The organism is Serratia sp. Tan611, assembly GCF_905188235.1.
Classification (GTDB): Bacteria; Pseudomonadota; Gammaproteobacteria; order Enterobacterales; family Enterobacteriaceae; genus Serratia_B; species Serratia_B rhizosphaerae.
Genome location: NZ_LR994655.1, coordinates 1,073,297 through 1,093,222 on the forward strand (window position 1 = coordinate 1,073,297; position 19,926 = coordinate 1,093,222).

The 19,926-nt window shown below is 61.1% G+C and carries 18 protein-coding genes; 14 read left to right on the forward strand and 4 right to left on the reverse strand.

Translation table 11 applies throughout. From position 1 onward, the window contains the following. The first annotated feature begins 236 nt into the window (after positions 1-236). From TAN611_RS05010 to aroL, 7 genes are all read left to right on the forward strand, one after another. Complete coding sequence (locus tag TAN611_RS05010) at positions 237-992, forward strand: nucleoside phosphorylase (protein ID WP_105229971.1); 756 nt, start codon at positions 237-239, stop codon at positions 990-992. Between the two features lie 291 nt (positions 993-1,283). Next, positions 1,284-1,568 carry a DUF1471 domain-containing protein gene (locus tag TAN611_RS05015; protein ID WP_105229972.1) on the forward strand — a complete coding sequence of 95 codons (285 nt, stop codon included), beginning with the start codon at positions 1,284-1,286 and terminating at the stop codon, positions 1,566-1,568. Between the two features lie 206 nt (positions 1,569-1,774). Continuing rightward, positions 1,775-2,332: a class I SAM-dependent methyltransferase gene (locus TAN611_RS05020; protein ID WP_111737646.1), complete on the forward strand. Its 558-nt coding sequence runs from the start codon at positions 1,775-1,777 to the stop codon at positions 2,330-2,332. 250 nt (positions 2,333-2,582) lie between these two features. Continuing rightward, positions 2,583-3,701 carry an ABC transporter substrate-binding protein gene (locus TAN611_RS05025; protein WP_203067359.1) on the forward strand — a complete coding sequence of 373 codons (1,119 nt, stop codon included), beginning with the start codon at positions 2,583-2,585 and terminating at the stop codon, positions 3,699-3,701. Continuing rightward, positions 3,694-5,817 carry a TonB-dependent siderophore receptor gene (locus tag TAN611_RS05030; protein WP_201282917.1) on the forward strand — a complete coding sequence of 708 codons (2,124 nt, stop codon included), beginning with the start codon at positions 3,694-3,696 and terminating at the stop codon, positions 5,815-5,817. Before TAN611_RS05025 ends, TAN611_RS05030 begins: the two co-directional genes overlap by 8 nt. Positions 5,818-5,849: 32 nt before the next feature. Then, positions 5,850-6,365 (forward strand): GNAT family N-acetyltransferase, encoded by a 516-nt coding sequence (locus TAN611_RS05035; protein WP_105229974.1) that lies wholly within the window; start codon positions 5,850-5,852, stop codon positions 6,363-6,365. 77 nt (positions 6,366-6,442) lie between these two features. Then, the gene (gene aroL, locus TAN611_RS05040; RefSeq protein WP_111737644.1) at positions 6,443-6,970 is read left to right on the forward strand and encodes a shikimate kinase AroL; all 528 of its coding nucleotides are present in this window, start codon (positions 6,443-6,445) and stop codon (positions 6,968-6,970) included. 2 nt (positions 6,971-6,972) lie between these two features. Here the strand turns inward: aroL and TAN611_RS05045 are convergent, their stop codons facing one another. After that, positions 6,973-7,707, reverse strand: coding sequence for a helix-turn-helix domain-containing protein (locus TAN611_RS05045; RefSeq protein ID WP_105229976.1), 735 nt, complete (start codon positions 7,705-7,707; stop codon positions 6,973-6,975). Between the two features lie 100 nt (positions 7,708-7,807). On the opposite strand from TAN611_RS05045, the gene TAN611_RS05050 reads away from it, so the two are divergent. Both TAN611_RS05050 and ppnP read left to right on the forward strand, forming a co-directional pair. After that, positions 7,808-8,206: a nuclear transport factor 2 family protein gene (locus TAN611_RS05050; RefSeq protein ID WP_105229977.1), complete on the forward strand. Its 399-nt coding sequence runs from the start codon at positions 7,808-7,810 to the stop codon at positions 8,204-8,206. A gap of 106 nt (positions 8,207-8,312) precedes the next feature. Continuing rightward, positions 8,313-8,603 carry a pyrimidine/purine nucleoside phosphorylase gene (gene ppnP, locus TAN611_RS05055; RefSeq protein ID WP_105229978.1) on the forward strand — a complete coding sequence of 97 codons (291 nt, stop codon included), beginning with the start codon at positions 8,313-8,315 and terminating at the stop codon, positions 8,601-8,603. Between the two features lie 44 nt (positions 8,604-8,647). On the opposite strand, the gene rdgC is transcribed toward ppnP, so the two are convergent. Further along, positions 8,648-9,559: a recombination-associated protein RdgC gene (gene rdgC, locus TAN611_RS05060; RefSeq protein ID WP_105229979.1), complete on the reverse strand. Its 912-nt coding sequence runs from the start codon at positions 9,557-9,559 to the stop codon at positions 8,648-8,650. Positions 9,560-9,732: 173 nt separating this feature from the next. Here rdgC and mak point away from each other — a divergent pair, with 173 nt between their 5' ends. Continuing rightward, positions 9,733-10,641: a fructokinase gene (gene mak / locus TAN611_RS05065; RefSeq protein ID WP_105229980.1), complete on the forward strand. Its 909-nt coding sequence runs from the start codon at positions 9,733-9,735 to the stop codon at positions 10,639-10,641. A gap of 33 nt (positions 10,642-10,674) precedes the next feature. On the opposite strand, the gene sbcC is transcribed toward mak, so the two are convergent. Then, positions 10,675-13,929 carry an exonuclease subunit SbcC gene (gene sbcC / locus TAN611_RS05070; protein WP_203067360.1) on the reverse strand — a complete coding sequence of 1,085 codons (3,255 nt, stop codon included), beginning with the start codon at positions 13,927-13,929 and terminating at the stop codon, positions 10,675-10,677. Beyond that, positions 13,926-15,155 carry an exonuclease subunit SbcD gene (gene sbcD / locus TAN611_RS05075; protein ID WP_203067361.1) on the reverse strand — a complete coding sequence of 410 codons (1,230 nt, stop codon included), beginning with the start codon at positions 15,153-15,155 and terminating at the stop codon, positions 13,926-13,928. The genes sbcC and sbcD overlap by 4 nt, the downstream gene beginning before the upstream one ends. Before the next feature lie 255 nt (positions 15,156-15,410). Between sbcD and phoB the strand changes: the two genes are divergently transcribed. The 4 genes from phoB to TAN611_RS05095 all read left to right on the forward strand — a co-directional run bounded on the left by phoB (position 15,411) and on the right by TAN611_RS05095 (position 19,739). Then, positions 15,411-16,100 (forward strand): phosphate response regulator transcription factor PhoB, encoded by a 690-nt coding sequence (gene phoB, locus TAN611_RS05080; protein WP_015671148.1) that lies wholly within the window; start codon positions 15,411-15,413, stop codon positions 16,098-16,100. A 24-nt stretch (positions 16,101-16,124) separates the two neighbouring features. Continuing rightward, positions 16,125-17,441 (forward strand): phosphate regulon sensor histidine kinase PhoR, encoded by a 1,317-nt coding sequence (phoR, locus tag TAN611_RS05085; RefSeq protein ID WP_111737641.1) that lies wholly within the window; start codon positions 16,125-16,127, stop codon positions 17,439-17,441. Between the two features lie 16 nt (positions 17,442-17,457). Further along, positions 17,458-18,393 carry a PstS family phosphate ABC transporter substrate-binding protein gene (locus tag TAN611_RS05090; protein ID WP_203067362.1) on the forward strand — a complete coding sequence of 312 codons (936 nt, stop codon included), beginning with the start codon at positions 17,458-17,460 and terminating at the stop codon, positions 18,391-18,393. 239 nt (positions 18,394-18,632) lie between these two features. Next, positions 18,633-19,739 carry a cobalamin-independent methionine synthase II family protein gene (locus tag TAN611_RS05095; protein ID WP_105229985.1) on the forward strand — a complete coding sequence of 369 codons (1,107 nt, stop codon included), beginning with the start codon at positions 18,633-18,635 and terminating at the stop codon, positions 19,737-19,739. The last annotated feature ends 187 nt before the right edge of the window (positions 19,740-19,926 follow it).

The window sequence follows — 19,926 nt, forward strand, 5'->3', positions numbered from 1 at the left end:
TAAATCTCCGGCGTACAATTTTGTCCATGTAAAAATAGGTTTTCGGCCATTAACCTGTATTTGCCATGCTTTGCGATGGGAAATGTTCAGATTATTCCCTATGCCTGATGATTAAATCTCCCGGGCAGCGACAGGCAGCGGGATAAAAATCGTATTGTGGAAAGCAGATCAATACATCAGGCAAATTGAATTGGCAGAATAGGCGCCAGCAAATAAAAAATGACGGAGATAATAATATGTATAAAAAGGGTGACGTTTTTTACCACATCGGCCTGAAGGAAGGTGACGTCGGGCGTTATGTGCTGCTGCCGGGGGACCCGTTCAGGACCGATATCATTGCGCAGAGCCTGGACAACCCGCGGCTGGTGGCTCACCAGCGCGAGCATAAAACCTGGACGGGGACGTTAAACGGCGAGAAAGTGTCGGTCACCTCGACCGGCATGGGCTGTCCGTCGACGGCCATCGCCGTCGAAGAGCTGATCGCCGCCGGTGCGGATACCTTTATTCGCGTCGGCACCGCCGGCCGTGTGGCCGCGCCGGCGCATGACGGCGGTGTGTCCGGTACCATCGTCACGGCAGCGATCCGCGATGAAGGCACCACAACGCAGTATTTACCGATTGAATACCCGGCGGTCGCCGACCGGCGGGTGGTGCAGGCGCTGGCCGAGGCGGCGGATACGCTGGGCTATCGCTTCTTGGAAGGCATTACACACTCGAAAGACTCGTTCTATACCCAGGTGTTCCCTGATGCGGTGCCGGCGGGCGAGCTGTGGCAGGCGCGGCAGAAAATCTGGCAGCGCTCCAACGTGATGTGCTCCGAGATGGAGTCGGCGGCGATTTTTGTTATCTCCTCGATTCGCGGCTGCCGCGCGTCCGGCGTGATGGCCTTCTCCGATGCGCCGGATCAGGCCGCCGAGGTGGCGAAGGCGATCGACACCGCCTGTGAAGCGATTAAGATTCTGATCGCGATGGATAAACAGAGCGGGAAATAACGCGACGATATACCACGTTCGGATAAGCGCCGATAACGTCGGCGCTTTTTGTCGGCATCGGCACAACCATGCGGCTTTAGGAATAGTCGCTGTTTTATTTACGTTATGACCGGGCTATGTTGTGTATTCAGCAGCGCAGGCTGCGCTTGTCCGTTTATCTCCTGCTACAGATTCTCCTTAATCCTCTCACAATGATTGATCTTCTTTACATTGCATGACGTCCGTTTTCATGGGCCGGCAGATAATTAACGTTGCGACGAAATAAATAACCAAGAAGCAACAGGAGCCACCATGAAACGCTTTTATTCTTACCTCACCGCCGCGCTGCTGGCCGGCGCTTCGTTTTCCACCTTTGCCGCGCCGCTCAGCGTCACGGCGGTCAATAATCAGCAGGCTGCATCGTTACAGAGCCTGGGTGCGGTATCGGTGTCCGGCGTTGCCGGCACGTCGGACGACGCGGTCAGAAAACTGCAGGAAAAAGCTGCGGCTCAGGGCGCCTCCCATTACCGTGTGATCGGTCTCGATACGCCGGGAGACTCCAGCCTGTGGCGGGGTAATGCAGAAATTTACCGCTAAGCGCTAACGGCGCCGGCGGCACAAGAAAACGGTGGTGAAACGGGTCGGCAGCCGGCGATAGGGCGCGGGTTTGCGGATAACGATCGCCGCCGTTTTTTTATCGCTGTTGCATTTTATTACAACTGTGTCGCCCGCTTTCGGAATGGTATTAATGAATCTTTAAGCTTTTCCGCCCAGATTAAGGGGTTCATGTTAAGGAGCCTCGAATGATCAATGCGACACGGCTGCAACTGAAACACCGCTTTTCTTATATCCAGCAGTTTATGGCCTCGCCGCGTACCGTCGGCACGCTGGCGCCATCCTCGCCCTGGCTATGCCAGGCCATGTTGGATCAGATCGAATGGACCCGCACGTTATCCATCGCCGAGCTGGGCGCGGCCGACGGCGTATTGACCAAGCGTATTATCGGCCGGATGCGCGCCGACGCCGGGCTGGACGCCTATGAAATCCAGCCGAACTTTGTCCGGCGTCTGCAGCAGATTGAGGAGCCGCGGCTGCAGGTGATGGCGCAGTCGGCGGAAAGGCTGGAGCGGGAGTACGACGTGATTTTCTCTTGTCTGCCGCTGCTGTCGATACCGCTCAAGATCAGCATGCGCATTCTGCAGCAGGCGCGGGAAAACCTGCAGGGGCGCAACGGTACGCTGGTGCTGTTCCAGTACAGCCATCTGTCGGAAAAGCTGCTGTCGCGCTACTTCCACTGGAAGAAGCAGCGCGTGGTGCGCAATTTCCCGCCGGCGCTGGTGTACGTCTGCACCCCGCGTTAAAACCGAGGTTTCATAGCGATCATTGCTGCGTGCCGCAGACGGCGTCTGGCGGCACGCGCACGAAACTTGCTTCTCCGACGCCGTTCCCGCCACTTTTTTAACTTTTTAAACCCCATTTGCCTGCGGTTAAACGTGTTTTAGCCGGGAAAGGGAAAAATTACGCTGTTTCACGCCGCGCCAGTGGTGAGTGATTGAAAATGATAATGAGAGTAATTATCATGCGTGGATATTTTTCCGTTCCGGCACCACCATGCGTAAATCCTTCCTGTTGTTACTGGCCTCCCTGCTATTTTCCATTCTGTCCTGCGCCCAGGCGAAAACGGTGACGGATATTCTGGGCCGTCGCGTTGACGTGCCCGATAATCCGCAGCGTATCGTGCTGGGGGAAAGCCGCATGCTGTATACGCTGGCGCTGCTGGAGCCGGGAGATCCGGCCCGGCGGGTGGTAGGCTGGCCGCGCGATCTGGCGCGGTATGACGCCCAGAGCTGGCAGCTGTACAGCCGGAAATTCCCGTACATTGCGCAGATCCCGGCGATCGGCGGCGGCAACTTTCGGCAGATCAATCCGGAAAGCCTGATCCAACTACGGCCGGATCTGGTGATTCTGGCGCGCTATGCGCGCGAAGACGGCGATGAGGCGCAGCGGGTGGCGGCGCTGGGTAAAGCGGGGATCCCGGTGGTATATGTCGATCTGCGTATCGATCTGCTGCACAACACCGTACCGAGCGTGCGCCTGCTGGGTGAACTGCTCAACCGTCAGGCGCGTGCCGAGGCGTTTATTACCTTCTATCAGCAGCATATGACGGCGGTCCGCGAACGGCTGGCTGCCTATCACGGCGACAAGCCCAAAGTGATGCTGCATCTGCACCTTGGCCGGCGTGACACCTGCTGCACCACCGCCGCGCACGGCAATCTGGGGGATCTGGTGACCTTTGCCGGCGGCGAGAATATCGCCAACGCCAGCATTAAGGGCGTGTACGGCGAACTGAACCCGGAAACGCTGCTGACCGCCAACCCCGATGTCTATCTGGCCACCGGCATGGCCGGTGAGCAGGGCAAGCGCTATTCCGACCTGTTGCTGGGGCCGCAGGTCAGCCGCCGGCAGGCGGACGACAGCTTCCGCCGCCTGATTCAACAACAACCGATGATCGCCGGGCTGAACGCGGTAAAAAACCAGCGGGCCTGGAGCATTTGGCACAACTTTTATCTCAGCCCGTACCACGTGGTGGCGGTTGAGATGTTTGCCAAGGCGTTTTATCCGCAACTGTTTGCCGATATCGATCCGCAAGAGACTTTCCGGCAGCTCTACCAACAATTTTTGCCGTTGCCATTTTCAGGGACCTATTGGAGTCAGTTAACAGGTGAATAACTATCAACGCGGCTGGCTGTGCGCCATTCCGCTGGCGGCCGGCAGCGTCTGGCCGGCCGTCGGGGCCGAAAATCATAACGATAAATCAGAACATATGCTGGTGATCGGCAGCAGCCAGGCGCCGAGCGCCGAGAGCTATCAGCCGCTGACCAGCGTGACCGGCACGCGCAGTGAAACCAGCCTGCTGAACGTGCCGCAGGCGGTTGACGTGGTGCCGACGCAGGTGCTGACCGATCAGGCGGTCAGTAATCTTGATGAGGCGCTGTACAACGTCAGCGGCATTACCCAAAGCAATACGCTGGGCGGCACGCAGGACGCGGTGATGAAGCGCGGTTTTGGCGACAACCGCGACGGCTCCATCTTACGCGACGGCGTCCGTTCTATTCAGGCGCGTAACTTTACCCCGACCACCGAACGGGTCGAGGTGCTGAAGGGACCGGCGTCGATGCTGTACGGCATGGGCGAACCGGGCGGCATGATCAACATGATCAGCAAAAAGCCGCAGCTGCAGCAGCATACCCACGTTGAAGGCTGGGGCAGCAGCTTTAAGGGCGGCGGCGGCCAGCTGGATGTGACCGGCCCGCTGGGCACCTCGGGTTTTGCCTATCGGATGATCGTCGACCATGATGAAACCGACTACTGGCGCAATTTCGGCCGCAACCGCCAGACGACGATTGCGCCGTCGCTGATGTGGTACGGCGAGAGCACCACGGTGCGTCTGGCCTACGAGCATATGGAGTACCTGACGCCGTTCGACCGCGGCACCATTATCGATTCGCGCACCGGCAAGCCGGTCGATACGCCGCGCGATCGCCGTTTTGATGAGGCCTACAACGCTACCCGCGGCGATCAGGACAGCGTGACGCTGCAGATCGATCAGGTGCTGAACGACCGCTGGAAAAGCTCGCTGACCTACGCTTATAACCGCAACAGCTACAGCGATAATCAGGCGCGCGCCACCAAGCTGGACCCGGAGAGCGGCGCGCTGACGCGTCAGGCGGACGCTACCGCCCATGCGGTCAGCCATGCCAACGCGGTGCAGCTGACGTTGAACGGCGACGTGGACTGGGGACGGGTCAATCATCAGTTGCTGTTCGGTTTTGATTTCGAAGACAGCCGCACCTACCGCGGCGATATGATCCGCGGCAGTAAAAACAGTGATTTCAATATCTACCATCCGGTGTACGGTCAGATGCCGGCCTCGACCAAGGTCAGCGCCAAAGACAGCGATCAGCGTGAAAACCTGACCAGCTATGGCTGGTTTATGCAAGATTCCCTGCAACTGACCGATAACTGGCTGGTGATGGGCGGGCTGCGTTACGACACCTTTGACGTCTATGCCGGCAAAGGGCGGCCGTTTAACGTCAATACCGACAGCTCGGAGGCGAAGCTGGTGCCGCGCGCCGGGGTGGTGTACAAACTGACGCCGTATGTCTCGCTGTACGGCAGCTACACCGAGTCCTTCAAGCCTAACTCCTCCATCGCCACCCAGATTGGCTCGCTGCCGCCGGAGCAGGGGAAATCCTGGGAGATGGGCGGTAAGGTCGCCTTGCCGAACGGCATCACCGGCACGCTGGCGCTGTTTGATATCACCAAACGCAATGTGATGGTCAGCGAGCTGGTGGACGGCGAAAGCGTGACCCGCACCGCCGGGCGCGTGCGTTCGCAGGGGGTTGAGCTGGATATGGCCGGCAATATCACCGACAGTCTCAGCCTGATCGGCGCCTACGCCTATACCGACGCGCGGGTGGTGGATGACCCGGCCAACAAAGGCAAGGAGATGGCTAACGTGGCGCGCCATACCGCCTCGCTGTTCCTGACGCAGAACCTGGGATCGCCGGGGCTGTACAGCGGCGATGAGCTCCGCGTCGGCGCCGGGGCGCGTTATGTCGGACGCCGGCCGGGCGATGCCGCCAACAGCTTTTATCTGGATCACTACACCGTGGCCGACGCTTTTGCCGCCTACAGCATGCCGCTGCACGGCTATCGGGTAAAATGGCAGCTGAACGTCAAGAACCTGTTCGACAAAACCTATTATCCTTCCAGCGGCAACAACCTGCGGGTGGCGGTAGGCGAACCCCGCGAGGTGGTACTGCGGGCCAGCGTGGATTTTTAAACCGACCCGGTGCGGCGGTTAAGGAGAGAGTGATGAGTGTGACGATTCGTCCGGCGCAGACTGCGGATATCGAGGCGATGATGGCGGCGGAACGTTCGGCTGCGGAACTGTTTCGCCCGCTGCCACAGTGGGCGTTTATTGCCGATGACGCCATCATGTCGGCCGCGCAGCATGCGGCGCTGATTGCCGAAGAGAGCGAATGGCTGGCGCAGGACGGCGCGGCCGTCGCCGGTTTTATCGCCGTACGCCGGCATGGGGACGAATGGCATATTGCCGAATTGTCGGTAGCGGCTGAGCACCAGCGACGCGGGATTGGGCGTCAGCTGATCGTAGCGGTGGCCGACTGCGCCAGCCGGCAGGGCGTCAGGCAGCTGACGCTGACCACGTTTCGCAACGTGCCGTGGAATGCGCCGTATTACCGCCGGCTGGGGTTTGAAACCATCCCTACGGTGGAGCTGTCGGCGCGGCTGCGCGCCCAGATGGCGAGCGAAGCCGAGCACGGGCTGCCGTTGGGCAGTCGATGTGCGATGAAATTTACACTATTGTAAAGATTGAAATACACAGGGCGGGCGGTATGATGCATCAACAGCAACGCCACTCAGTCACCGTATAGGGTACAGACGTAATGACACAAACCATTTTCATGGTAGGCGCTCGCGGAGCAGGAAAAACTACCGTGGGGAGCGCGTTGGCGCAGGCGATGGACTATCGCTTTATTGATATCGATCTGTTTATGCAGCAGACGACGCAGATGAGCGTCGCCGAAATCGTCGCGCAGGAGGGCTGGCAGGGCTTTCGCCGCCGCGAAAGCCTCGCCTTGCAGGCGGTGACCCGTCCGTCAACCATTGTTGCCACCGGGGGCGGCGCGGTGCTGGCGGAAGAGAACCGTCGCTTTATGCAGCAGCACGGCACGGTGATCTACCTACGCGCACCGGCGGAGGTGCTGGCGCAGCGGCTGGAGGAGTCTCCGCAAGACGCACAGCGACCAACCCTGACCGGCCGGCCAATCGCTGAAGAGATGCTGGAGGTGCTGGCCGCGCGCGAAGCGCTGTATCAGGATGCGGCGCATCATGTGCTGGACGCTGCACTGGACCCGCACCGGGTGGTGACGCAGATCCTGGAGATGCTGCGCCTGCATGAGGCGGTGAAATAGCGCTAGCCGGGGAGCGCGGCGAAGTAGCCGCCGGGCGTGACGCCGAAGTGGCGGCGGAACGCGGCAATATAGGCGCTGACGTTGTCATAGCCGCAGTCGGCGGCCACGTTGGCGACCGAAACTCCGCGCGACAGCGCTTCCAGCGAACGGATAATGCGCGCCTGCTGACGCCAGCGGGCAAAGCCGATGCCGGTCTGCGCCATAAATAACCGGCTGAGATTGCGTACGCTGATGCCGGCCCAGCCGGCCCATTCATTCTGCCGCCGCGTGCTGGCAGGGTCGTCCAGCAGCGCGCGGGCGATTTTCAGCAGCCGTGGATCCTGCGGCATCGGCAGCTGTAGCGCCGTCTCTTCTTCTCCCTGCATCTCATCAAGCAACACCTGCACCATGCGCCGCTGCGGCGCCGGTAACGGCGACGGCGGAAACTGCGCGATGCGCGCCACCAGCGCCTGCGCCAGAGCGCTGGCGGCCAACAGCCGCGGCTGAGTCGGCAGATGTTGACAGTTCTCCGGCGGCAGAAACAGTAGCCAACCCTCAACCTGCCCGCAGGACTGCGCCTGATGGCGGCAGCGCGCCGGCAGCCAGCCAAGCGTGCCGGCGGTCATCGCCCACTGGCGCCGCTCGGTTTCCAGGGCGATAGTGCCGCGCGTCAGCAGGTAAATCTGCCCGTCATCATGCTGATGCCAGGGGGTAAGGTGCCGGTTGGGATGAGATAGCGGTATGCCGCGCAGTTGCATGGTTTTGGCCGATTAACGTTATATATGGTCTTAATCATGTTATCACGCCATTGTCTGCGCCGGTTAGTATTTAGCCTGATTCCTCTGACGGAGATAGGTAATGACACAGTTAACCCCGCAAGATATCGTGCTGCAGGCGCTGCAACAGGTGGTGGCGCAGCCACAACATCAGCCGGCGGCCATCGCCGCGTTTTTCGCCGACGATTATCGGCAGACGGTGGACGGGCAGTCGCTGGACTATGCGCAGTTTGTCAGTCATATGGCGCTGCTCAAGCAGATCACCCGGCGGATGACGCTGCGGGTGCAGGCGCTGGCGGCGCAGGGCGACAGCGTGCTGAGCCATCATCGGGTCGAGGTGGAAAAATGCGACGGCACACGCAGTGAGATTCAGGTGATGGCGCATTTCATACTGCGCGACGGCAAGATTATCGCCTGCGATGAACTGACCCGTCAGCTGTCGGGCGATCGTGCCGATCATGACCTTGGCGGCCGTTATTGAGCGTCGGCGCATAGCGATCGCATTTTAGCGGGAAAATCAGTGACAGCCGCCGGGCGATCCCCCACTATGAGCTTTCCAATACGGATAACTACGCGGGTGCCAGTCTATGCTGAATGTAAGTGAGTATTTTGCCGGAAAAGTGAAATCGATCGGTTTTGACAGTAGCAGCATCGGTCGTACCAGCGTTGGGGTGATGGAGGAAGGGGAGTACACCTTCGGCACCAATCAGCCGGAAGAGATGACGGTGATCAGCGGGGCATTGCGGGTGCTGCTGCCGGGGGCGCCGGACTGGCAGGTGTTTATGCCGGGTGAGAAGTTCTTTGTGCCGGGCCACAGTGAGTTCAACGTGCAGGTGGCGGACGCCACGGCCTATTTGTGCCGCTATCTGAGTAAGTAATAATGATGCAAGGGCGCTGGTGACAGCGCCCTTGTTGTTTGCTCTTAGCGCTGGGCTTCGCCGCCGAGGGCTTCGATCAGGTTCTGGATCAGCGCCGCCAGTTCGCTGGTCATCAGAATAAAGTCGGCGTCAAAACGCTGGGCGAAGTCATCGCGGTCGATATCGTCGTTCTGCTCGCGCAGCGCATCGGCAAACTTCAGGCGCTTGATGGAGCCGTCGTCGGCAATCACCAGCTGAATGCGCTCCTGCCAGTCGACCGCCAGTTTGGTCACCAGCTTGCCGGCTTCGATATGCACGGCGATCTCATCGCTGATCAGGTTCTGTTTTTTACAGCGGATCACGCCGCCTTCTTCCAGAATGGCCTTCAGCTCCGCCTCATCCTGAATGGCAAAACCGGCCGGCAGCTCGCCGGAACGCACCCACTCGGTCAGCGTCAGTTCGATCGGGCTTTCCATCGTCAGCGGCACCACCGGCAGTGAACCGAGGCTTTTACGCAGCAGCGCCAGGGTATCTTCTGCGCGTTTGGCGCTGGCGGCGTCGACCATGATCAGGTCGTTGACGGTGTCGATCCACATAAAGGTCTGGTTAAAGCGGCTGAAGGCGCGCGGCAACAGGCTGTGCAGCACTTCGTCTTTCAGCGCATCCTTTTCCGTTTTTTTCAGTTTGCGGTGCTGTTCGCTTTCCAACTGGTCGATTTTCGCCTGCAGCGCCTGTTTAATTACCGGCGAGGGCAGGATCTTCTCTTCTTTACGCGCACAGATGATAATCTGGCCGTTGACTACGTGCGTCAGTGCGTCGCTGTGCGAGCCCATTGGGGAGACCCAGCCGGTTTTCGCCATATCCTGACTGCCGCACGGCGTGAAGGAAAAGGCGCTGAGCTGTTTTTCCATTTCATCCGCATTTAGCGCAACGTCGCGGCTCAAACGGTAAACCATCAAATTCTTAAACCACAGCATAATGTTATCCCTGACTGGGCGTGCCGTTCGCACGCGGGTTCATCAAAAGCAGGGCGGCATGATACCCAATCGACGCCGAAAAATCGCCTGCTTCCTCTGATTTGCGCGTGGATCCGTATTGCGGCACACTCGGTGACATTAAAAAACGATGACGTCGCACAGAGGAGAAAACAGTGCGTATTGGAATTGATTTAGGGGGCACCAAAGTTGAAGTGATTGCGCTGGCGGACGACGGCAGCGAGCGGTTTCGCCACCGTATCGCCACGCCGCGCGATGACTATGCGCAGACGCTGCAGGCCATCGCCGGACTGGTGCAGATGGCGGAGACGCATACCGGCGAGCGGGGCACGGTGGGCGTCGGTATTCCCGGCACGCTGTCGCCGTTTACCGGCCTGGTAAAAAACGCCAACTCCACCTGGCTGAACGGCAAGCCGCTGGATAAAGACCTGTCGGCGCTGTTGCAGCGCGAGGTGCGGCTGGCGAACGACGCCAACTGCCTGGCGGTGTCGGAGGCCACCGACGGCGCCGGCGCCGGCAAACCGGTGGTGTTTGCGGTGATTATCGGTACCGGCTGCGGCGCCGGCGTGGCGATCAACGGCCGGGTGCATGCCGGCGGCAACGGCATTGCCGGCGAGTGGGGGCATAATTCACTGCCCTGGCCGGATGACGACGAGCTGCGCTTTCGCGATGAGGTCCCGTGCTACTGCGGCAAGTCCGGCTGCATCGAAAGTTTTATTTCCGGCACCGGTTTTGCCGTCGACTACGCGCGTCTGAGCGGCAATCCCCTGAAAGGGGAAGCGATCATGACGCTGGCGGCGCAGCAGGATCCGATTGCCGAGCGGGCGATTCGTCGTTATGAGCAGCGTCTGGCGAAGTCGCTGGCGCATGCGGTCAATCTGTTCGACCCGGATGTGATCGTGCTGGGCGGCGGCATGAGCAACGTGGAGCGGCTGTATCACAACGTCCCACAAAAAGTACGGGAGTGGGTGTTCGGCGGCGAGTTCGCCACGCCGATCCGTCAGGCGGTGCACGGTGATTCCAGCGGCGTACGCGGCGCCGCCTGGCTGTGGCCGCAGCAATAATGATAACCGGGGCGGCAGCGCCCCGGTGTGCGGTTAGCCTTCGACGCGGTACTGCGGCTCCAGCCGGCTGATCCCCAGGCCGTTGACCTTTTTCACTTTGATCTGCACCGGGATCCGCTCTTTCATCGCCTCGACGTGGCTGATCACGCCGATGGTCTTGCCGGAGGCGTTAAGGCTGTCGAGCGCGTCCAGCGCGGTATCCAGCGTCTCGGCATCCAGCGTGCCGAAGCCTTCGTCCAGGAACAGCGAATCGATGCTGGTTTTGTGACTGACCAGATCGGACAGCGCCAACGCCAGCGCCAGACTGACCAGAAAACTTTCGCCGCCGGACAGCGTGCGGGTGTCGCGCTGCGCGTCGGCCTGCCAGGTGTCCACTACCAGCAGTTCCAGCGCATCGCTGTTTTTCCGCTGCAGCAGATAGCGGCCGTGCAGGCGGCTGAGCTGGTTGTTCGCCAGATAGACCAGATGATCGAGCGTCAGCCCCTGGGCGAATTTACGGAATTTATCGCCTTCTTTTGAGCCGATCAGCTGGTTGAGGTAGCTCCAGTCGTCATACTGCCGCTGACTCTGGGCAATTTGCGCGAACAGCGCCTGCTGATTGCCGCGACGCTCGGTGTCGCTGGTCAGCTGGTTGCGCAGCTCGCCCTGACGCAGCTGCAGCGTCTTCAACTGCTGCGCCAGCGCCTGCTGCTGCTGTGCCAGCGCCGTGAGATCGGCATGTTGGTCATCCACACCTTGCGGGCGCTGCTGCTGGTGCTGCTCGCGCGCCTGTTCGGCCTGCGCCAGCAGCGCGCGGGTTTCCACCTGACGCTGTTGCAGCTGCTCTTTCAGCTGTTGCAGATGCTGACGCTGCGCATCGTCCAGCAGGGCGGCGTGGAAGGCGGCGTCATCGGCAAATTCACTGGCGCTCAGCGCCTGCTGCCACTGCTGCTGCGCCTGCTCGGCGCGCTGCGTTTGCTGCGCCAGCTGCTGCTGCAGCCCCGCCAACTGGCCGTTCAGGCGTTCACGCTGTTCCTGCGCCTGCTGCCAGCGTTCGGCGGCCTGCTGGCTGGCCAGTTCGCAGGCCGCCTGTTTGGCGCGCAGCTGTTCGCGCGCCTGCGCCACCGGCTGCTCGCCAAACAGCGCCAGGCGCTGCCGTTGCTGGGCGGCGAGCTGCTCCTCGTTGTCCTGCCACTGCTGCTGCAGACGCTGCTGCTGCTGCTGAGCGTCGGCATACTGTTTTTCCAGCAGCGTCAGGCGTTCATTCAGCAGCGCTGTCTGCTGCTGCGCCTGCTGCTGTGCGTTCTGCAACGCGATCAGCGCATCTTTGGCCTGTTGCACCGCCTGCGCCGCCTGCTCATGTTGGCTGAGGCGCTGCTGGCCCTCGCGCTCTTCGCGGTCGCAGTCGCTCAGCCACTGCTTCAGGCGCTCGCTCTCCTGCAGGCCGAAATCAAACGCCAGCTCGGCGGTCAGGGTCTGCCACCGTTGCTGGTGGGCCGCCAGTTGCTGTTCATCCTGCTCAATCGCCTGCTGCTGACGCTGCTGCTGTTGCTGCATACCGTCGTGACGGGCGCGCAGCTCGATGCCGTTTTTATACAGCGCTTCGCCCTGCTGGCGCAGCTCGTCAAGGCGCCGGGCGCTGGCTGACGGGTTAAGCGTCTGATAATCGGTGATGGCTGGGTGCTCGGTAGAGCCGCACAGCGGGCAGGGCGCGTCGGTCTGCAGCCGGGCGCGTTCGGCTTCCAGACTGACAATGCGCTGCTCAAGCTCATGGGTTTTCTCTACTTCCGCCTGCAGGGTTTTGTGCTGCTGATACTGCTGTCTGGCCTGTTCTAACTGCGGCGCCAGCTGTTGCAGCTGTTGCTGGCCGGCGGCCAACTCCTGCCGCTGTTGCGTCAGCCGTTGATCCAACTGCTGTGCCAGCGAGGACAGGGTCGCCAGCTGCTGGCGCGTCGGGCGCAGGTCGCTCAGCTGCTGCAGGCGCTGGCGCAGGGCGGCCAGCGGCGTTTCGGCTTCCAGCACGCTGTGCTGCTGCTGTTGTGCGGCGAGCGCCTGAGTCAGGGCGCTCAGCTGCGTCTGATGTTGCTCGGCCTGTGTCGCCAGCTGTGCGCGTTCGGCGTGCAGTTTGTCCAGCGTCTGTTTCTGCTGTCCGCACTGGCGCACGGCGTCGTCGCGGGTTTGCTGCAGTTCGCTACGACTTTTGCTCAGCTGTGCGATGTGGTGATCGAGCGGCAGCACCTGTTCGTCGATCAGCTGCTGCTGCTGTTGCCGGTGCGCCGCCTGTGTCTGTTGTTCGGCGCGCGCCTGCTCCAGCGCCTGCTGCAGCGGTGCCATTTGTGCGGCCTGCTGCTGTTGCTGTTGGTCAAGCTGGGTCAACTGCTGTTGCGATGCCTGCAGTTCATCGCGGTAGCGCTGGCGTTCATTGTGCAGCGGGCGCAGTTTTTCGGCGGGTTCGCTGCGCGCCAGCGTCTGCAGCTGCGGTTCGGCCTGCTCCTGTTCCTGTTGCAGCGCCTGTAAGCGCTGCCGGCACTGTTGCAGCTGTTGCTGCAGACGCTGCCACTGTTGTAGCCAGTTAAGTGTCTGCCGCTGCTGTTCATCGTGCTGACTGAGCGCGGTTTCTTCCTGACGCAGCGCGTCGAGCTGGGTTTCCAACTGTTGGCGCTGTTCGTCGCTCAGCAGTTCAATACCGCTGGCGCGCTGGTGCAGCGCATCCAGCTCAAGTTTGGCCTGCTTATGCTGTTCGAACACCCGCTCGGACAGCTGGCCGTAGATTTCGGTGCCGGTGAGTTCTTCAAGCAGTTCGGCGCGATCGTTGGCGTCGGCGTTGAGGAAGGCGGCGAACTGCCCCTGCGACAGCATCATCGATTTGGTAAAACGGCCGAAGTCCAGGCCGGTGATGGCGGCGACCGCCTCCAGCTTGTCGCGCACCTTATCGGCGAGGATCTTGCCGTCCGCCAGCAGCGCCAGCTCGACCTTCGGCGCCTGCAGGTTGCCGTTCGGATCGTTTTTGGCCCGGCGCTGGCTCCAGAAGGCGCGGTAGCCGACGCCTTTGACCTCGAACTCCACCTCGGCCAGCGATTCGGCAGTATGGCGCGTCATCAGATCGTTCTGGCTGGGGGAGACGTGCAGCCGCGGCGTCTGGTGATACAGCGCCAGGCAGACGGCGTCGAGCAGGGTGGTTTTGCCCGCGCCGGTCGGGCCGGTGATGGCGAACAGGCCGTTGCTGGCGAACGGTTCGGCGCTGAAGTCTATTTTCCACTCGCCCTGCAGCGAGTTGAGGTTTTTCAGCCGTAGGCTCAGAATTTTCATGCCGATGGCTCCTCATTCTGCTGCAGAGCGTCGACCGTCTGGCGGAACATGGCGCGCATCCGGCCGCGCCGCGCTTCTTCCAGTTCGCTTTCCTGCGCCAGACGGCGTTCAAACACCTCATCAACGCTCAGTTCGTTCAACGTCTCTTTATCCTGCTGCTCAATGGCCTGACGGCGCTGCTCTTTACTGCGCCGCAGCAGCACCACCTCCACCGGCAGATTATCCGCCAGCGCCTGGATGCGGCGCTGAATGTCGCTGAGGTAATCCTGCGTCGCCACCTCGATATCCAGCCACACCGGCAGCTCGCCCTGATAGTCGGCAAACTGCTGCAGCTGCTGTTCGATCTGGGCGAGATCGCCTTTGATCAACTGCATCGGCTGGAAAAGCGGGACGGGCAGCGTAGTGACCTGCTGCAGCCCGCCGTCGGCGAAGTCGACCATAAACACGCTTTTGGCGCTGCCCAGCTCATCAAAGCTGAGCGGGATCGGCGAGCCGCTGTAACGGATATGCTCGCTTTTCGCCACCTTTTGCGCCCGGTGAATATGCCCCAGGGCGATATAGTCCGCCGGCGGGAAGGCCTGCGCCGGGAAGGCGTCCAGCGTGCCGATATAGATATCGCGCACCGAATCCGAGGTGGTGACGCCGACGGTGGTCAGGTGGCCGGTGGCGACGATCGGCAGCGTAAGATCGAGCGCCTTGCGCTGCGCGCAGGCCGCCTGATACAGCGTTAGATAATGTTCGGCGATGGCTTCCTGCAGCGCCTGCTGCTTCTGCGTGCCGGATTCGCCGGCGCGGCTGGTCAGCAAATCGCGCGGGCGCAGGAACGGGATGGCGCACAGCAGCGCGCCGGGCTGGCCGTCGCGGCGGTTAAGCGTCACGATTTGCTGCCCGGCCTCGGCCTGCGCGCTGGCGATCACGCGGGTGTTCAGGCAGGAGAGCAGCTCGCGCGATTCATTCAGCGTCGCCACGGAGTCGTGGTTGCCGCCCAGCACCACCAGTTGGCAGCCGGTCTGCTGCAGTTCCACCACAAAGCGGTTGTAGAGTTCGCGCGCGTAGCTCGGCGGCGAACCGGTGTCGAACAGATCCCCGGCGACGATCAGCGCGTCTACCTGATGCTGTTCAATCTGCGCAATCAGCCAGCGCAAAAACGCCTGATGCTCGGCGGCACGGCTTTTGGTGAAAAAATACTGACCCAAATGCCAGTCAGAGGTGTGTATCAGGCGCATGACTCTCCCGGGGATTGGCCGTCGGTTGTGCCGGGGCGAAACGCGGCGGCGGTAAAACGTTGACGATGATTATACGGGTTGGCGGGTAAAAATATGCTATTTCTATCTATTCCGGCGGTTAAGTCGGCGCGACGGTGATAAGCATTTATATTGTGAATGTTACTGAGTGGTTAATTTCATAAATCTGTCACAAAACTGACGCATAATGGCGCCCGCAAACAAATTGTGAACGCTAACACATTGGCAGGATTGACGATGGCAAGACGCATACTGGTGGTGGAAGACGAAGCGCCTATTCGCGAGATGGTGTGCTTTGTGTTGGAACAGAATGGTTACCAACCGTTGGAAGCCGAAGATTATGACAGTGCCGTAACGCGCCTGTCTGAGCCGTTCCCCGATTTAGTGTTGCTGGACTGGATGTTGCCCGGCGGCTCCGGCATTCAATTTATCAAACATATGAAGCGCGAAGCGCTGACCCGCGATATCCCGGTGATGATGCTGACGGCGCGCGGCGAGGAGGAGGACCGGGTGCGCGGCCTGGAAGTCGGCGCGGATGATTACATCACCAAACCGTTCTCGCCGAAGGAACTGGTGGCGCGGATTAAAGCGGTGATGCGCCGTATTTCGCCGATGGCGGTGGAAGAGGTGATCGAGATGCAGGGGCTGAGTCTCGACCCGTCTTCGCATCGGGTGATGGCCAACGAACAGCCGCTGGATATGGGCCCCACCGAATTCAAACTGCTGCATTTCTTTATGACCCACCCGGAGCGTGTTTACAGCCGCGAACAGTTGCTTAATCACGTCTGGGGCACTAACGTTTATGTGGAAGACCGCACCGTTGATGTGCATATCCGCCGGCTGCGCAAGGCGCTGGAGAGCAGTGGTCATGACAAGATGGTTCAAACCGTTCGCGGCACAGGTTACCGCTTTTCAACGCGCTATTAATCGCGCAGCGTCGGAGAGCATGCCGTGCTAGAACGCCTTTCCTGGAAAAGGCTGGCTCTTGAGCTGGCCCTTTTTTGCTTGCCGGCCCTGCTGTTGGGGCTGATTTTCGGCTATCTCCCCTGGTTACTGCTGGTCTCCGTGCTGGCGGCGCTGGGCTGGAACTTCTATAACCAGCTGAAACTTTCCCACTGGCTGTGGATTGACCGCAGCATGACGCCGCCGCCGGGGCGCTGGAGCTGGGAGCCGCTGTTTTACGGCCTGTATCAGATGCAGCAGCGTAACCGCCGCCGTCGGCGCGAGCTGGCGCTGCTGATCAAACGCTTCCGCAGCGGCGCCGAATCGCTGCCGGATGCGGTGGTGATGACCACCGAAGAGGGGAATATTTTCTGGTGCAACGGGCTGGCGCAGCATCTGCTCGGCTTCCGTTGGCCGGAGGATAACGGCCAGCATATTCTCAACCTGCTGCGCTACCCGGAGTTCAGCCACTATCTGCAACAGCAATCCTTTGATAAGCCCCTGACGCTGCAGCTGAATAACGAGCATTACGTTGAATTCCGCGTGATGCCGTATTCGGAAGGGCAGCTGCTGATGGTGGCGCGCGACGTGACGCAGATGCGGCAGTTGGAGGGCGCGCGGCGCAACTTCTTCGCCAACGTCAGCCACGAGCTGCGCACGCCGCTGACCGTGCTGCAGGGCTATCTGGAAATGATGGGCGACGACGAGCCGGACGGTTCGCTGCGCGGCAAGGCGCTGGCCACCATGCAGGAACAAACCCGGCGCATGGACGGGCTGGTGAAGCAGTTGCTGACGCTGTCGCGCATCGAGGCGGCGCCGATTATCGAGATGAATGAGACGGTGGACGTGCCCCTGATGCTGCGGGTGCTGCAGCGTGAGGCGCAGTCGCTCAGCGGCGGCCGCCATGAAATCAGTTTCCGCGTGAATGAAGCGCTGAAGGTGTACGGCAATGACGACCAACTGCGCAGCGCGGTGTCCAATCTGGTGTATAACGCGGTGAACCACACGCCGGCAGGCACGCACATTGAGGTGAGCTGGCAGCAGACGCCGCAGGGGGCGCAGTTCCAGGTCAGCGACAACGGGCCGGGCATCGCCGCCGAGCACTTGCCGCGTCTGACCGAGCGCTTTTACCGTGTGGACAAGGCGCGTTCGCGGCAGACCGGCGGCAGCGGGCTGGGGCTGGCGATCGTCAAGCACGCCCTCAGCCATCACGATGCGCGGCTGGAGGTGCTCAGCGAGCCGGGCAACGGCACCCGCTTTATCTTTACTTTGCCTAACCGGTTGATTGTTCCCGACGCTTTGTCAGAGAATGCGCTGAAAAATTAATGCGTGAGGCACCGGTATGCGACTGACCCGAGGGATATGGCTCTGCCTGCTGTTATTGTGCAGCCCCGGCCTGCGGGCGCAGCCGAGCGGCATGCTGTCGGGCAATCTTTCCAGCGTCGGTTCCGACACGCTGGCGAACCTGATGTCGCTGTGGGCGCAGGACTTCAGCCAGCACTATCCGAATATCAACCTGCAGATGCAGGCCGCCGGTTCATCGACCGCGCCGACGGCGCTGGCCGCCGGCGCCGCGCAGCTGGGGCCGATGAGCCGTCCGATGAAGGCGGCGGAGCTGTCGGCGTTCGAACAGCGCTACGGCTACGCGCCGCTGGCGGTGCCGGTGGCGGTCGATGCGCTGGTGGTGCTGGTGCATCAGGACAACCCGCTGCCGGGGCTGAACCTTGGCCAGTTGGATCAGATCTTTTCCGCCACCCGCCGCTGCGGCGAAGCCGCCGCACTGCGGAACTGGGGCCAGCTGGCGCTGCCGGGCGACTGGGCGCAGCGCAGTATTCAGCGTTTTGGCCGCAATTCCGCCTCCGGCACCTATGGCTATTTCAAACTGCGCGCGCTGTGCGGCGGCGACTTTATGGCGCGGGTCAATGAGCTGCCCGGCTCGGCGTCGGTAGTGCAGGCGGTGTCCGGATCGCTGAATAGCATCGGCTATGCCAGCATCGGTTTCCGCGCCAGCGGCGTCCGGCTGCTGCCGCTGGCGGAGCGGGGCGATCGCTACGTGGCGCCCAGCGCTGCCAACGTGCGCAACGGCAGTTATCCGCTGGCGCGCTACCTGTATATCTACATCAACAAAGCGCCGCACCGGCCGCTTGAGCCGCTGACGGCGGCGTTTCTTGACCGGGTGCTGTCCGAGGAAGGGCAGGCGCTGGTCAATCAGGACGGTTATCTGCCGCTGTCGCCGGCAACCCTGCGGAAAACCCGCCAGGCGCTCGGGCTGAAGTAGCACCGGCTTAGCGCCTGGGCGCGTATGACGGCAGCTCTCAGCCAGCTGCCGCCCACCATCATGAATTTCTTTCAACACCCATGAAAATTTCTCCATTGCCGCCGGGCAGGCGGCATGACAGGATGATTTTAGCTATTTAGACGTCTGGATGTCCAATTGTAACCCAGCGTAATCATTCAATATGTAAATCATTCCGGCAGGCCAACGCGACGCCTGCCGTTCACCGGGAGTGGAAAAAGATGTGCAATTGCAATCATGCCGTTCATGCTGACGTCGTCGGCAGTTTATTACGTCCTGCGGCGCTGAAAAGCGCGCGTCAGCAGTTTCAGCGCGGTGAGATTGACGCGGCGCAGCTGCGGGCGGTGGAAGATGAGCAGATCCGCCAGGCGGTGGAAAAACAGCGCCAGCTGGGACTGGCGGTGGTGACCGACGGGGAATTCCGTCGCGCCTGGTGGCACTTTGATTTCCTCGAAGGCCTGGACGGCGTACAGGGCTACGACGCCGAACAGGGCATCCAGTTCAACGGCGTGCAGACCAAGGCGCGCAGCGTCAAGGTGACGGGCAAGCTGGGCTTTAACCCGCAGCATCCGATGCTAGCGGATTTTCGTTTCCTGCAGCAGATTGCCGGCGACGCGCAGCCGAAGATGACCATCCCCAGCCCGAGCGTGCTGCACTTCCGCGGCGGGCGTCAGGCGATCGACAGCACGGTTTATCCGCAGCTGGATGCCTATTTTGCCGATCTGGCGCAAACCTATCGCGATGCGATCCGCGCGTTTTATGACGCCGGCTGCCGCTACCTGCAGCTGGATGATACGGTGTGGGCTTACCTCTGTTCTGACGATCAGCGCCGCCAGATCCGCGAGCGCGGCGAAGATCCCGACCAGCTGGCGCGTATCTATGCCGACGTGCTGAATGCGGCGATCGCCGGCAAGCCGGACGATCTGACCATCGGTTTGCATGTCTGTCGCGGCAACTTCCGCTCCACCTGGATCTCGGAAGGGGGCTATGAGCCGGTGGCGGAGATCCTGTTCGGCCAGGTCAATATCGACGCCTTCTTCCTGGAGTACGATAACGAACGCTCCGGCGGCTTCGAACCGCTGCGCTTTATCAAGCCCGGCAAGCAAAAAGTCGTGCTGGGGCTGATCACCACCAAAGACGGCGAGCTGGAAAACCCGGAGCAGGTTAAGCAGCGCCTGCAGGAAGCGGCGCAGTTCGTCGCCCCTGAGCAACTGTGTCTGAGCACCCAGTGCGGCTTCGCTTCGACCGAAGAGGGCAACAGCCTGAGCGAGCAGCAGCAGTGGGACAAGCTGAGCAGCGTGGTCAGCATTGCCGGACAGGTCTGGTAACCGCCGGCAGCCCGTTTGTTATGCGCGGAAATGCCGCCGATATTGGCGTTTTCGCGCGGTTTAACCCGCAATGCTTCACGTTTTGTGAGCGCCTTGGTTAAAAATGATACAAATCATGTAGGGCATATTTCCTGAAGACTGGTGCGATCGACTGGTGATGAATATTTATCTGGTCGATCGCTCTGCA

What these genes read in the sequence shown, in the direction of transcription:
- TAN611_RS05035 (WP_105229974.1), top strand. Translation starts at nt 5,850, where the DNA reads ATGAGTGTGACGATTCGTCCGGCGCAGACTGCGGATATCGAGGCGATG.
- ppnP (WP_105229978.1), top strand. Translation starts at nt 8,313, where the DNA reads ATGCTGAATGTAAGTGAGTATTTTGCCGGAAAAGTGAAATCGATCGGT.
- TAN611_RS05095 (WP_105229985.1), top strand. Translation starts at nt 18,633, where the DNA reads ATGTGCAATTGCAATCATGCCGTTCATGCTGACGTCGTCGGCAGTTTA.
- TAN611_RS05020 (WP_111737646.1), top strand. Translation starts at nt 1,775, where the DNA reads ATGATCAATGCGACACGGCTGCAACTGAAACACCGCTTTTCTTATATC.
- TAN611_RS05045 (WP_105229976.1), bottom strand. Translation starts at nt 7,707, where the DNA reads ATGCAACTGCGCGGCATACCGCTATCTCATCCCAACCGGCACCTTACC.
- TAN611_RS05025 (WP_203067359.1), top strand. Translation starts at nt 2,583, where the DNA reads ATGCGTAAATCCTTCCTGTTGTTACTGGCCTCCCTGCTATTTTCCATT.
- TAN611_RS05015 (WP_105229972.1), top strand. Translation starts at nt 1,284, where the DNA reads ATGAAACGCTTTTATTCTTACCTCACCGCCGCGCTGCTGGCCGGCGCT.
- phoB (WP_015671148.1), top strand. Translation starts at nt 15,411, where the DNA reads ATGGCAAGACGCATACTGGTGGTGGAAGACGAAGCGCCTATTCGCGAG.
- sbcC (WP_203067360.1), bottom strand. Translation starts at nt 13,929, where the DNA reads ATGAAAATTCTGAGCCTACGGCTGAAAAACCTCAACTCGCTGCAGGGC.
- TAN611_RS05010 (WP_105229971.1), top strand. Translation starts at nt 237, where the DNA reads ATGTATAAAAAGGGTGACGTTTTTTACCACATCGGCCTGAAGGAAGGT.
- TAN611_RS05090 (WP_203067362.1), top strand. Translation starts at nt 17,458, where the DNA reads ATGCGACTGACCCGAGGGATATGGCTCTGCCTGCTGTTATTGTGCAGC.
- rdgC (WP_105229979.1), bottom strand. Translation starts at nt 9,559, where the DNA reads ATGCTGTGGTTTAAGAATTTGATGGTTTACCGTTTGAGCCGCGACGTT.
- aroL (WP_111737644.1), top strand. Translation starts at nt 6,443, where the DNA reads ATGACACAAACCATTTTCATGGTAGGCGCTCGCGGAGCAGGAAAAACT.
- TAN611_RS05050 (WP_105229977.1), top strand. Translation starts at nt 7,808, where the DNA reads ATGACACAGTTAACCCCGCAAGATATCGTGCTGCAGGCGCTGCAACAG.
- sbcD (WP_203067361.1), bottom strand. Translation starts at nt 15,155, where the DNA reads ATGCGCCTGATACACACCTCTGACTGGCATTTGGGTCAGTATTTTTTC.